Annotated in this window: 8 protein-coding genes; all 8 read right to left on the bottom strand. The window is 64.2% G+C overall.

Annotated elements, in window-relative coordinates; genetic code table 11:
- Positions 1-19 precede the first annotated feature (19 nt).
- Positions 20-328 carry a 30S ribosomal protein S10 gene (gene rpsJ / locus M2352_RS05845; protein WP_264663553.1) on the bottom strand — a complete coding sequence of 103 codons (309 nt, stop codon included), beginning with the start codon at positions 326-328 and terminating at the stop codon, positions 20-22.
- A 69-nt stretch (positions 329-397) separates the two neighbouring features.
- The gene (gene tuf / locus M2352_RS05840; protein WP_264663541.1) at positions 398-1,588 is read right to left on the bottom strand and encodes an elongation factor Tu; all 1,191 of its coding nucleotides are present in this window, start codon (positions 1,586-1,588) and stop codon (positions 398-400) included.
- Between the two features lie 35 nt (positions 1,589-1,623).
- Positions 1,624-3,702, bottom strand: coding sequence for an elongation factor G (gene fusA / locus M2352_RS05835; RefSeq protein ID WP_264663552.1), 2,079 nt, complete (start codon positions 3,700-3,702; stop codon positions 1,624-1,626).
- A 27-nt stretch (positions 3,703-3,729) separates the two neighbouring features.
- On the bottom strand, positions 3,730-4,200 hold the full coding sequence (gene rpsG, locus M2352_RS05830) for a 30S ribosomal protein S7 (RefSeq protein ID WP_264663551.1): 471 nt from the start codon (positions 4,198-4,200) through the stop codon (positions 3,730-3,732).
- A 29-nt stretch (positions 4,201-4,229) separates the two neighbouring features.
- Entirely contained in the window at positions 4,230-4,601 is a 372-nt protein-coding gene (rpsL, locus tag M2352_RS05825; RefSeq protein ID WP_109121864.1) for a 30S ribosomal protein S12, read from the bottom strand.
- A 298-nt stretch (positions 4,602-4,899) separates the two neighbouring features.
- Positions 4,900-5,316 (bottom strand): hypothetical protein, encoded by a 417-nt coding sequence (locus tag M2352_RS05820; protein WP_264663550.1) that lies wholly within the window; start codon positions 5,314-5,316, stop codon positions 4,900-4,902.
- A 146-nt stretch (positions 5,317-5,462) separates the two neighbouring features.
- Positions 5,463-9,626, bottom strand: coding sequence for a DNA-directed RNA polymerase subunit beta' (rpoC, locus tag M2352_RS05815; RefSeq protein ID WP_264663549.1), 4,164 nt, complete (start codon positions 9,624-9,626; stop codon positions 5,463-5,465).
- 97 nt (positions 9,627-9,723) lie between these two features.
- On the bottom strand, positions 9,724-13,923 hold the full coding sequence (rpoB, locus tag M2352_RS05810) for a DNA-directed RNA polymerase subunit beta (protein ID WP_264663548.1): 4,200 nt from the start codon (positions 13,921-13,923) through the stop codon (positions 9,724-9,726).
- Positions 13,924-14,013: the final 90 nt, after the last annotated feature.

Raw genomic sequence — 14,013 nt, 5'->3', positions numbered from 1 at the left:
CCCTTACCCGAAAACAACTTTAGAGCTTGATCTCGACGTCCACACCGGCGGCGAGGTCCAGCTTCATCAGCGCATCGACCGTCTGGGGAGTCGGGTCCACAATGTCCAGCAGACGCTTGTGGGTCCGGATCTCGAACTGCTCGCGCGACTTCTTGTCGATGTGCGGCGAACGGTTCACGGTAAACTTTTCGATCAGCGTCGGCAGAGGGATCGGCCCCCGCACGCGCGCGCCGGTCCGCTTGGCGGTGCTCACGATCTCGCTGGTCGACTGGTCGAGCACGCGATGATCGAACGCCTTCAGGCGAATCCGAATGTTCTGGTTATCCATGGCGGGTCGGTTCCTTAAACGCGCTGACGCCGGGGCAGACACCCCGGCGTCAGAAGCGGGCTTATACCATCACTCGATGATCTTGGCAACAACGCCGGCGCCGACGGTGCGGCCACCCTCGCGGATGGCGAAGCGCAGACCTTCGTCCATGGCGATGGGGGCGATCAGGTGGACTTCCACGGCGACGTTGTCGCCGGGCATCACCATCTCGGTGCCTTCCGGCAGGACGACCTGACCGGTGACGTCGGTGGTGCGGAAGTAGAACTGCGGCCGGTAGTTGGAGAAGAACGGGGTGTGGCGGCCGCCTTCTTCCTTGGTCAGGATGTAGGCTTCGGCCTTGAACTTGGTGTGCGGGGTGATGGTGCCGGGCTTCGCCAGGACCTGGCCGCGCTCGACGTCTTCACGCTTGGTGCCGCGCAGCAGCGCGCCGATGTTGTCGCCGGCCTGGCCCTGGTCGAGCAGCTTGCGGAACATTTCGACGCCGGTCACCGTGGTCTTCACGGTGGCCTTCAGGCCGACGATTTCCACTTCCTCGCCGACCTTGACGATCCCGCGCTCGACGCGGCCGGTCACCACGGTGCCGCGGCCGGAGATCGAGAACACGTCTTCGATCGGCATCAGGAACGGACGGTCAACCGGGCGTTCCGGCTGCGGGATGTAGCGGTCCACCTCGGCCATCAGCGCCAGGATGGCGTCGCGGCCGATTTCGGGGCTGCGGTCTTCCAGGGCGCACAGGGCCGAGCCCTTGACGATCGGAATGTCGTCGCCGGGGAAGTTGTACGAGGACAGCAGCTCGCGCACTTCCAGCTCGACCAGATCCAGCAGCTCGGGATCGTCCACCATGTCCACCTTGTTCAGGAAGACGACGATGGCGGGCACGCCCACCTGACGGGCCAGCAGGATGTGTTCGCGGGTCTGCGGCATCGGGCCGTCGGCGGCCGAGCACACCAGGATCGCGCCGTCCATCTGCGCGGCACCGGTGATCATGTTCTTCACATAATCGGCGTGGCCGGGGCAGTCCACGTGGGCGTAGTGACGGTTGTCCGTCTCGTATTCCACGTGCGCGGTGGAGATGGTGATGCCGCGCGCCTTTTCTTCCGGCGCCTTGTCGATCTGGTCGTAGGCGGTGAAGGTCGCACCGCCCTTTTCAGCCAGAACCTTGGTGATCGCCGCGGTCAGCGACGTCTTGCCATGGTCCACGTGGCCGATGGTGCCGACGTTGCAGTGCGGCTTGTTCCGCTCGAATTTGGCCTTAGCCATAACTACTCTCCGTTTTTCGCGATTCTTGCGGTCAATCAGGCCAGCTTTGCCCGAATGGCATCAGCGATGGCCTGCGGCACCGGCTCATAGTGGTCGAACTGCATGGAATACTGGGCACGTCCCTGGCTCATGGAGCGCAGGCTGTTGACGTACCCGAACATAGCGGCCAGCGGCACGGCGGCGGTAATGACCTGGGCATTGCCCCGCGCGTCCATGCCGTTGATCTGACCCCGGCGGCTGTTCAGATCGCCGATAAGGTCGCCCAGATACTCATCCGGCGTCAGCACCTCGACCCGCATGATCGGTTCGAGGAGCGCCGGCCCTGCCTTGACCATCCCCTCGCGGAACGCCGTGCGCGCCGCGAGATCGAAAGCCAGGGCGGAGGAATCCACATCGTGGGTTTCCGCGTCCGTCAGATCGACCTGCATGTCGATGACGGGGAAACCGGCCACCACACCGCCGTTGACCGCGGCCTCCAGCCCGGCGCGCACGCCGGTGACGAATTCCTTCGGCACCTGGGCATCGCCGGCAAGGCGGTTGACGAAGCGGAAGCCCTCGCCGGGAGCCAGCGGCTTGAACGCCAGCACGACCCGGGCGAACTGCCCCACCCCGCCCGTCTGCTTGCGGTGGGTATAATCAACGTCCGCGCGCCCGGTGATGGTCTCGCGGTACGCCACCTGCGGCGCGCCGACGTCGGCCTCCACCTTGAACTCGCGTTTCATGCGGTCAACAATGACCTCCAGGTGCAGCTCCCCCATGCCCTTGATGACCGTCTGCCCGTTCTCGGGGTTGACGGCCACGCGGAAGGAGGGGTCTTCCTGCGCCAGCTTTTGCAGCGCCTGCGCCATGCGGTCATGGTCGGCCTGGGTCCGCGGCTCCACGGCGATCTCGATCACCGGCTCCGGGAACTCCATGCGCTCCAGCACAATGGGCGACTCGGGCGCGCACAGGGTGTCGCCGGTCACCGTGTTCTGCAGCGAGGCGAAGGCCACGATGTCGCCGGCGAACGCCTCGCGGATCTCCTCGCGGGTGTTGGCGTGCATCAGCAGCATCCGGCCCAGCCGTTCGCCCTGTCCCTTGCCGGCGTTCAGCACGTGGTCCCCGGCGGTGACATGGCCGGAGTAGACGCGCACGAAGGTCAGGCTGCCGGCCACCGGATCGTTCATGACCTTGAACGCCAGACCGGCGAAAGGAGCGGCATCGTCGGCGGCCCGCTCGGCACGTTCGCCACCGGGCGCATGCCCGGCAACCGGGCCGATGTCCAGCGGGGAGGGCAGATAATCCACCACGGCGTCCAGCATGGGCTGGACCCCCTTGTTGCGGAACGCGGCGCCGCACAGGACCGGCACGAAGTGGAAACCGATGGTGCCTTTACGGATCAATGCCTTCAACGCAGCGGCATCCGGCGGAGCGCCGGTTTCCAAAAAGGCGTCGGTAGCCGCCTCGTCCATCTCCACCGCCGCTTCGATCAGCTTGCCGCGCCAATGGGCGGCGGCTTCCTTCATCGAGTCGGGAATGTCGGTGGTGGCGAACTCCGCCCCCAGCGTCTCTTCCTTCCAGACGACCGCGCGATTCTCCACGAGATCGACGACGCCGGTAAAATTCTGCTCACTGCCGATGGGCAGTTGAAGCACCAGCGGGGCAATGCCCAACCGGTCACGGATCATGTCCACGGTGCGGAAGAAATCCGCGCCGACACGATCCATCTTGTTCACAAAACACATGCGCGGCACGCGGTACTTGTCCGCCTGCCGCCACACGGTTTCGGTCTGGGGCTCGACGCCCGCAACCGAGTCGAAGACCGCCACGGCACCATCGAGCACCCGGAGCGAGCGTTCCACCTCGATGGTGAAATCCACATGCCCCGGCGTGTCGATGATGTTGATGCGGTGGTCGCGCCAGAAACACGTCGTCGCCGCCGACGTGATGGTGATGCCGCGTTCCTGCTCCTGCTCCATCCAATCCATGACCGTGGTGCCTTCGTGCACCTCGCCCATGCGGTAGGACTTGCCGGTGTAGTACAGAATCCGCTCGGTCGTCGTCGTTTTACCGGCATCGATGTGAGCCATGATGCCGATATTGCGATAACGGTCGAGTGGATGGGAACGCGGCATGATGTGACGTGTCTCAGGCAGACGTTATTACCAGCGGTAGTGCGAGAAGGCCTTGTTGGCTTCCGCCATACGATGGGTATCTTCACGCTTCTTGACCGCGGTGCCGCGCTGGGAGGCGGCATCCAGCAGCTCACCGGACAGACGCTCGGTCATGGTGTTTTCCGAACGGCCGCGGGCGGCGTTGATCAGCCAGCGGATGGCCAGAGCCTGGGCGCGGTCGGAACGCACTTCCACCGGAACCTGATACGTCGCACCGCCGACGCGGCGGGAACGCACTTCCAGGTGCGGCTTCACGTTGCCCAGAGCATCGTGGAAGACCTGAACGGGGTCGTTCTTGGTCTTCGTTTCGATGCGGGTCAGGGCACCGTACACAATCCGCTCGGCGGCCGACTTCTTGCCGTCCAGCATCAGGCAGTTCATGAACTTGGTGATAACGCGGTCGCCAAACTTGGCATCCGGCAGAACTTCACGCTTCTCGGCGCGACGACGACGGGACATCGCCTATACTCCTTAACTTCGGACGCTGATTACTTCGGACGCTTCGCGCCGTACTTCGAACGACGCTGCTTCCGGTCCTTCACGCCCTGGGTATCGAGCGTGCCGCGGATGATGTGGTAACGCACACCGGGCAAGTCCTTGACGCGGCCGCCGCGGATCATGACGACCGAGTGTTCCTGGAGGTTGTGACCCTCACCAGGAATGTACGAGGTCACTTCGAAACCGTTGGTCAGGCGCACGCGGGCGACCTTACGAAGGGCCGAGTTCGGCTTCTTCGGCGTGGTGGTGTACACGCGGGTGCAAACGCCACGCTTCTGCGGGCACGCCTCCAGCGCCGGAACCTTGTTGCGCGCGGCGAGCGGCTCGCGCGGCTTACGGATCAACTGATTGATCGTCGGCATATCTGCCCTTCATTCCTCTGTCGCCGTCCGGCAAGGCCGGACGCTGTGTCTGACATCCGGCACAGGCCGGATGATGCAAAATCCCGCCGCGAAGCGTTGACCGCCTCGTGCGGGACCGTTCAACAAGCGCCGTCCGAAAAAACTCGGGTGCGGCTATGGCACCGTCACACGATGGCTGACCCGGCGCAGAGCGCCCAACCTGCCTGTGCGTAAGGTTCGCGGACTATAGGTGCGGCGGTTTGGCCCGTCAAGGGCGGCGATGCCGGTTTGATGACGTCCCGGTGGTGAATCCGTGACTCTATTCCGCCGCCGGACGGATGATGGCATCGAAACGCTTGCCCAGCATGTCGAGAGCACCACGCAGTTCGGCGATATCGCCGCGGTCCTTCTGGATCAGGTCCGCCGTCCGCCGGCTGAGATGGTCGATCTTCGCCTCCAAACGGGCTTCCATGGCGGCAAGATCGTCCTTCGTCACCATGTGCGCGAGGTCATCCTTGGTGGCCATGTTGGCGATGTCATCTTTTGTCGCCATGTTGGCAATGTCATCTTTTGTCGCCATGTTGGCGATGTCGTCCTTTGTGGCCATCCGCGATTCGATGGAATCGACCCGCATCGTCAAGGCTGCGATGTCGTCCTTGGTCGCCATCCGGTTCGACTGATCCTGGACAAGCTCAATCAGTGAGCCGATCAACCGCTTCAACTCGGTATCGCTCATGACACCCCTCCTCCGCACGGATGGAGTGTAGCACAAATGATGTTCGAGGCAATTGCCTGCATAAGCATGCGAATCCGGTCAAAGAAAACGGGGCGCTCCGTTACCGGAGCGCCCCGTTCAACTCACTGCGGCAGACCGCCTGGGGATCAGGCGGCGCTGCTTTCATCCTGCCCCGGCAGGGCCGGCACATCGCCGCCCTCGCCCACCGCGTTGGCGCGGTCGCGGTCGGCGGCGATCTGCTTCAGACGGTTGACCACCGAGCCGGTGCCGGCGGGGATCAGACGCCCGACGATGACGTTTTCCTTCAGACCTTCCAGGTTGTCGGTCTTGCCCGACACCGCCGCCTCGGTCAGGACGCGGGTGGTTTCCTGGAACGACGCCGCGGAGATGAAGGAGCGCGTCTGCAGGCTGGCCTTGGTGATGCCCTGGAGCACCGGCTTGCCGTCGGCGGGCTTCAGCCCTTCGCGGATGGTCTTCTCGTTCTCCTCGTCGAACTCCTGACGGTCCACCTGCTCGCCCACCAGGAAGGTGGTTTCGCCGGCATCCGTGATCTCGACCTTCTGCAGCATCTGGCGGACGATCACCTCGATGTGCTTGTCGTTGATCTTCACGCCCTGGAGCCGGTAGACCTCCTGGATTTCGTTGATGAGGTAGTTGGCCAGCGCCTCCACCCCCATCACCGACAGGATGTCGTGCGGCACCGGGTTGCCGTCCATCAGCAGGTCGCCGCGCTGAACGTAGTCGCCTTCCTGCACCGAGATGTGCTTGCCCTTCGGGATCAGATACTCGCGCTCATCCCCCGATTCGTCGTTGCGCACCACGATGCGCCGCTTGGTCTTGTAGTCCTTGCCGAACTCAACCCGGCCGTCGAGGTCGGAGATGATGGCGAAGTCCTTCGGACGGCGGGCTTCGAACAGTTCGGCCACGCGCGGCAGACCGCCGGTGATGTCGCGGGTCTTGGACGACTCACGCGGGATACGCGCCAGCACGTCACCGGCCCGGACCTGGGAGCCGTTCTCGATGGAGAGAATGGCGTCCACCGACAGGAAGTAGCGGGCTTCCATGCCGTTGGGCAGCTTCACCGCCTGACCCGTCGAGTCGAACAGGGCGATGCGCGGCTTCAGATCGGCGCCGCGGGGCTGCTGGCGCCAGTCCACCACCACCTTCGACGAGATGCCGGTGGCCTCATCGACCACCTCACGCATGGAGATACCCTCCACGAGATCGACGTAGCGGGCCGTACCCTCGCGCTCGGTGATGATCGGCAGGGTGTAGGGATCCCACTCGGCCAGCTTCTGGCCGCGTTCGACCTTCGCCCCATCATCGGCCAGCAGCTTGGCACCGTACGGCACACGGTGACGCGCCCGTTCGCGGCCCTGCTCGTCCAGCAGGATGATTTCGCAATTGCGGCCCATCACCACCGGAATGTTGGAGGAGTTGATAACCACCGTGCGGTTGTTGATCCGCACCGTGGCGTTGAACGCCGCCTCCACCTGGCTCTGTTCCGCACCGCGCTGCGCCGCACCACCGATGTGGAACGTGCGCATGGTGAGCTGCGTGCCCGGCTCACCGATCGACTGGGCGGCGATGACGCCCACCGCTTCGCCGGTGTTCACCAGCGTGCCGCGGGCCAGATCGCGGCCATAGCACTTGGCGCACACGCCGTCGCGGGTCTCGCAGGTCAGGACCGAGCGGATCATCACGCTGTCGATGCCCGACCGCTCGATGCGGTCCACGGTGGCTTCCTCGATCAGGCCGCCGTCCTCGATGATCAGCTCGCCGTTCAGCGGGTCGATCACGTCGCCGACCGCGGTCCGGCCCAGCAGGCGCTCGCTCAAGGGGGAGATGACCTCGCCGCCTTCGATCACCGCCTTGACGGTGATGCCCTTGGTGGTGCCGCAATCGTGCTCGACGATGATGGCGTCCTGGGCCACGTCCACCAGACGGCGGGTGAGGTAACCGGAGTTCGCCGTCTTCAGCGCGGTGTCGGCCAGACCCTTACGGGCACCGTGGGTGGAGTTGAAGTACTCCAGCACGGTCAGGCCTTCCTTGAAGTTCGAGATGATCGGCGTCTCGATGATCTCGCCCGACGGCTTGGCCATCAGGCCGCGCATGCCGGCGAGCTGACGGATCTGCGCCGCCGAGCCGCGGGCACCGGAGTGGGCCATCATGTACACCGAGTTGACGGGCTTGCCCGGCTCGGTGGTGGAGATGGCCTTCATCATCTCGGTGGCGACCTTTTCGGTGCACTCCGACCAGACGTCCACGACCTTGTTGTACTTTTCGCCCTGGGTGATCAGACCGTCCAGGTACTGCTGCTCGTATTCCTTCACCCGGTCCTTGGACTCGTTGACCAGCTTTTCCTTGGCCGCCGGGATCACCATGTCGTCCTTGCCGAACGAGATGCCGGCGCGGCAGGCATGGCCGAAGCCCAGCTTCATCAGCCGGTCGGCGAAGATCACCGTCTCTTTCTGACCGCAGTGGCGGTACACGGCGTCGATGACGTTGCCGATGTCCTTCTTGGTCAGCAGGCGGTTGATCAACGAGAACGGGACGTTGGGGTTGCGCGGCAGGATTTCCGACAGCAGCATCCGGCCCGGCGTGGTCTCCACGATGGTGGTGATCCGCTTGCCTTCGGCATCGACACCCTTGTAGCGCGCCTTGATACGGGCCTGGAGCGTGACCGCCTTGGCGTGCAGCGCCTGCTCGATCTCCGCCACATTGGCGAACACCATGCCCTCGCCCGGCTCACCCGGACGGTCGAGCGTGATGTAATAGAGACCCAGCACGATGTCCTGGGACGGCACGATGATCGGCTTGCCGTTGGCGGGCGACAGGATGTTGTTGGTGGACATCATCAGCACGCGCGCTTCGAGCTGGGCTTCCAGCGACAGCGGCACGTGCACCGCCATCTGGTCGCCGTCGAAGTCGGCGTTGAAGGCGGTGCAGACCAGCGGGTGAAGCTGGATCGCCTTGCCCTCGATCAACACCGGCTCGAACGCCTGGATGCCCAGACGGTGCAGCGTCGGCGCGCGGTTCAGCATCACCGGATGCTCGCGGATGACCTCTTCCAGGATGTCCCACACCTCGGGACGTTCCTTTTCCACCATCCGCTTGGCGGCCTTGATGGTGGAGGCCAGACCGTAGAGTTCGAGCTTGGCGTAGATGAACGGCTTGAACAGCTCCAGCGCCATCTTCTTCGGCAGGCCGCACTGATGCAGCTTCATCTCCGGGCCGACCACGATGACCGAACGGCCCGAGTAATCCACGCGCTTGCCGAGCAGGTTCTGACGGAAACGGCCCTGCTTGCCCTTCAGCATGTCCGACAGCGACTTCAGCGGGCGCTTGTTGGCGCCGGTGATGACGCGGCCACGGCGGCCGTTGTCGAACAGCGCGTCAACGGCTTCCTGCAGCATGCGCTTTTCGTTGCGCACGATGATGTCGGGCGCCTTCAGCTCGATCAGCCGCTTCAGACGGTTGTTGCGGTTGATGACGCGGCGGTACAGGTCGTTCAGGTCCGAGGTGGCGAACCGGCCGCCGTCCAGCGGCACCAGCGGGCGCAGTTCCGGCGGGATCACCGGAATCACTTCCAGGATCATCCATTCGGGGCGCGACTGCGACGACATGAAGGCGTCGATCAGCTTCAGCCGCTTCACCAGCTTCTTGCGCTTGGCCTCCGAGGCGGTCTCGCGCAGCTCCTCACGGCAGTTGCGCTTTTCCTCTTCCATGTCCAGCGCCGACAGCATGATGCGCAGCGCTTCGGCACCGATGGAGGCGGTGAAGGAATCCTCGCCGTACTCGTCCTGGGCGTTCATGAACTCTTCTTCCGACAGAAGCTGGTGCAGCTTCAGCGGCGTCAGGCCCGGCTCGATGACGACGTAGTTTTCGAAATAGAGGATGCGCTCCAGATCCTTCAGCGTCATGTCGAGCAGAAGGCCGATGCGCGAGGGCAGCGACTTCAGGAACCAGATGTGCGCGACGGGCGAGGCCAGCTCAATGTGGCCCATGCGCTCGCGGCGGACCTTCGAGAGGGTCACTTCCACGCCGCACTTTTCGCAGATGATGCCGCGGTACTTCATGCGCTTGTACTTGCCGCACAAGCATTCGTAATCCTTGATCGGCCCGAAGATCCGGGCGCAGAACAGACCGTCGCGCTCCGGCTTGAAAGTGCGGTAGTTGATGGTTTCCGGCTTCTTGATCTCGCCGAACGACCAGGAGCGGATCCGCTCAGGGCTGGCGATCTGAATGCGGATCTGATCGAAGCTCTGCGGACCCTGAACCTGGCCAAAAATATTCATCAACTCGTTCATGACCGTCTCCCGCTGGCAACCGCCGCGTTGTCGGAAAAAGGACGTGCCGCCGATGGGCCGGGTGATCCCGGCCCATCGGCGGTTCTCGGCACCAACCTTAGTAGGTGCGCTGGTTCAGTTCGACGTTGAGGCCGAGCGACCGCAGTTCCTTCACAAGCACATTGAAGGATTCCGGGATGCCCGCCTCGAAATTGTCGTCGCCGCGGACGATGGCCTCGTAGACCTTCGTACGGCCCGACACGTCGTCCGACTTGACCGTGAGCATTTCCTGGAGCGTGTACGCCGCACCGTACGCTTCCAGCGCCCACACTTCCATTTCACCGAAGCGCTGACCACCGAACTGCGCCTTACCGCCCAGCGGCTGCTGGGTGACGAGGCTGTACGGGCCGATGGAGCGGGCGTGGATCTTGTCGTCCACCAGGTGATGGAGCTTCAGCATGTAGATGTAGCCGACGGTGACCTTGCGGTCGAACGTCTCGCCGGTGCGCCCGTCGATCAGGGTGACCTGACCGGACCGGTGCATGCCGGCCATCTCCAGATGGTGGCAGATGTCGTCTTCACGCGCCCCGTCGAAGACGGGGGTGGCGAACGGCACGCCCTTGCGCAGGTTGCCGGCCAGTTCCAGAACCTCGCCGTCGGACAGGTCGGCGATGGTCTCGCCGTAGATCCGGTCGCCGTAGGCATCCTTCAGCTTGCCGCGCAGATCCTCCAGGCGCTGCGGCGCCAGGGATTCCGCGTTCTGCTTGATGGCCAGACGGTACTGGTCCAGCGCCTTGGAGATCTGCTTGCCGATGCCGGCGGACGCCCAGCCCAGGTGGGTTTCCAGAATCTGCCCGACGTTCATGCGCGACGGCACGCCCAGCGGGTTCAGCACCAGATCGACCGGGGTGCCGTCCTCCAGATAGGGCATGTCCTCCTGCGGGATGATGCGGGAGACCACACCCTTGTTGCCGTGACGGCCGGCCATCTTGTCGCCGGGCTGCAGTTTGCGCTTCACCGCGACGAAGACCTTGACCATCTTCATCACGCCGGGCGGCAGCTCGTCGCCGCGCTGCAGCTTCTCGACCTTGTTCTCGAAACGGTTCTGCAGCGCCTGGATCGATTCGTCGAACACCTTGGACAGGTTCTCGACGATCTCCATGGACTTTTCGTCGGCCACGGAAATCTGACGCCACTGGCCGCGGGTGTACTGGGCCAGGGTTTCCTCGGTGATGACGTCGCCGGCCTTGAAGCCGCGCGGGCCGCCCTGACCGGTCTGACCCAGCAGGATCTCCTTCAGGCGGGTATAGAAGCTGCGCTCCAGGATCGCGCGTTCGTCGTCGCGGTCCTTGGCCAGCTTCTCGATTTCCGCGCGCTCGATCGCCATGGCGCGCTCGTCCTTGTCCACGCCGCGGCGGGAGAAGACGCGCACTTCCACCACCGTGCCGGTCACGCCCGGCGGCAGACGCAGCGAGGTATCGCGGACATCGGAGGCCTTTTCACCGAAGATGGCGCGCAGCAGCTTTTCTTCCGGCGTCATCGGGCTTTCGCCCTTCGGCGTGACCTTGCCCACCAGAATGTCGCCCGGACGCACCTCGGCACCGATATAGACGATGCCGGCCTCGTCGAGGTTCTTCAGCGCCTCTTCACCCACGTTGGGAATATCGCGGGTGATTTCCTCCTGGCCCAGCTTGGTGTCGCGGGCCATCACCTCGAACTCTTCGATGTGGATCGACGTGAACACGTCGTCCTTCACGATGCGCTCGTTGATGAGGATCGAGTCTTCGAAGTTGTAGCCGTTCCACGGCATGAACGCGACGAGCACGTTGCGGCCGAGCGCCAGTTCGCCCAGCTCGGTGCTGGGGCCGTCGGCGATGATGTCGCCGGCCAGCACGCGGTCGCCCACCTTCACCAGCGGACGCTGGGTGATGCAGGTGTTCTGGTTGGAACGCTGGAACTTCAGCAGGTTGTAGATGTCCACGCCCGGTGCGGTGGCCGACGCGTTGTCGGTGGCGCGGATCACGACGCGGGTGGCGTCAACCTGATCGACGATGCCGGAACGCTTGGCGACGATGGTCACGCCGCTGTCGCGGGCGACGGTGGCTTCCATGCCGGTGCCCACCAGAGGCGCGTCGGCCTTCACCAGCGGCACCGCCTGACGCTGCATGTTCGAGCCCATCAGCGCGCGGTTGGCGTCGTCGTTCTCAAGGAACGGGATCAGCGCCGCGGCGACGGAGACGAGCTGCTTGGGCGACACGTCGATGAGGTGGATCGCCTCGGGCCGGAACATCAGGTATTCGCCGCCCTGGCGGCACGACACCAGATCGTTGGCGAAGCGGTTGTTCTCGTCCAGCTCGGCGTTGGCCTGGGCCACCACGTAGCGACCTTCCTCCATCGCCGACAGGTACACCACCTCGTCGGTGACGCGGCCGTTGTCCACCTTGCGGTACGGGCTTTCGATGAAGCCGTACTGGTTGACGCGGGCATAGGTCGCCAGCGAGTTGATCAGACCGATGTTCGGCCCTTCGGGCGTTTCAATCGGGCAGATGCGGCCATAGTGGGTGGGGTGCACGTCGCGGACTTCGAAGCCCGCGCGCTCACGGGTCAGACCGCCCGGCCCGAGCGCCGACAGACGGCGCTTGTGGGTGATTTCCGACAGCGGGTTGGTCTGGTCCATGAACTGCGACAGCTGCGACGAGCCGAAGAACTCGCGCACCGCCGCGGCGGCGGGCTTGGCGTTGATCAGATCGTGCGGCATCACCGTGTCGATCTCGACCGACGACATGCGCTCGCGGATCGCGCGCTCCATGCGCAGCAGGCCGACGCGGTACTGGTTTTCCATCAGTTCGCCCACCGAGCGCACACGGCGGTTGCCCAGATGGTCGATGTCGTCGATTTCGCCGCGGCCGTCCTTCAGGTTCACCAGAACCTTCAGGATTTCCATGATGTCCTGCTTGCGCAGGACGCGCATGGTATCCTCGGTCTGGAAGTTCAGGCGCGCGTTCATCTTCACACGCCCCACCGCCGACAGATCGTAGCGCTCGCTGTCGAAGAACAGGCCGTTGAACAGTGCTTCCGCCGATTCGAGCGTGGGCGGCTCGCCGGGACGCATGACGCGGTAGATGTCGATCAGCGCGTCTTCGCGGCTGGCGTTGCGGTCCGCCGCCATGGTGTTGCGGATGTAGGCGCCGACGTTCAGATGGTCGATGGCCAGCACCGGGATCTGATCGACCCCCATGTGCTCCAGCTTGTCGAGATCCTGGGCCGACAGTTCGTCGCCGGCCTCGTACAGCACCTCGCCGGTCTGCTCGTTGATGATGTCAACGGCCAGATAGCGCCCGGTCAGCTCCTCGGTCGAGACGAGCTGGTCGGTCAGGCCGCCTTCCACCAGCTTCTTGATCAGGCGCGGGGTCATCTTGGCGCCGGCTTCGGCGACCACGGAACCGGTGTTGGCGTCCACCAGATCCGACACCAGCTTGGCACCCTTCATGCGCTCGGCCGAGAACGGGGTCTTCCACCCGCCCGGAGCACGCGAATAGGTGATGGTGTCGTAGAAATAGCCGAGGATCTCTTCCTTCGCCATGCCCTGCGCCTCATAGGGCAGCAGATCCTTGCCGGCGGACTTGCGGTTGGCGCGCAGCGTCTCGGTATCGGCGCCGTCCAGCGCGAACAGCAGCGTGGTGGCCGGCAGCTTGCGGCGGCGGTCGATACGCACGTACACCAGATCCTTGGCGTCGAATTCGAAATCGAGCCAGGAGCCGCGGTAGGGGATCACACGGGCGGCGAACAGGTACTTGCCCGACGAATGGGTCTTGCCCTTGTCGTGGTCGAAGAACACGCCCGGCGAACGGTGCATCTGGGAGACGATGACGCGCTCGGTGCCGTTGATGATGAAGGTGCCGTTGGCCGTCATCAGGGGCATGTCGCCCATGTAGACGTCCTGCTCCTTGATGTCGCGGATGGACTTCAGGCCGGTGTCCTCTTCCACGTCGAAGACGGACAGGCGCAGGGTTACCTTGAGCGGGGCGGCAAAGGTCATGCCGCGCTGCTGGCACTCTTCCACGTCGTACTTCGGCTGCTCAAGCTCGTAGCGCACGAAGTCGAGAACGGCGCGGTCGGAGAAATCCTTAATGGGGAACACCGAGCGGAAGACTTCCTGCAGCCCCAGGTTCGCGCGCTTTTCGGGCGGCACGTCCATCTGCAAGAAGTGGTCGTAGGAGCTTCGTTGAACCTCGATGAGGTTCGGCATCTGGGTGACTTCCGGGATGCGCCCGAAGCTCTTGCGAACACGCTTACGACCCGTAAAGGATTTGGCCATGGATGTCCCCAAACGTCTGTCCGTGTGTGCGCTCATGGCGGTCAGAGCCTCCCGGCCGGAGAGGGATGACTGAGCCGAGCGCGGAATCCG

This window comes from Azospirillum fermentarium (genome assembly GCF_025961205.1).
Classification (GTDB): domain Bacteria; phylum Pseudomonadota; class Alphaproteobacteria; order Azospirillales; family Azospirillaceae; genus Azospirillum; species Azospirillum fermentarium.
This window is presented reverse-complemented; position numbering and strand designations above follow the sequence as displayed.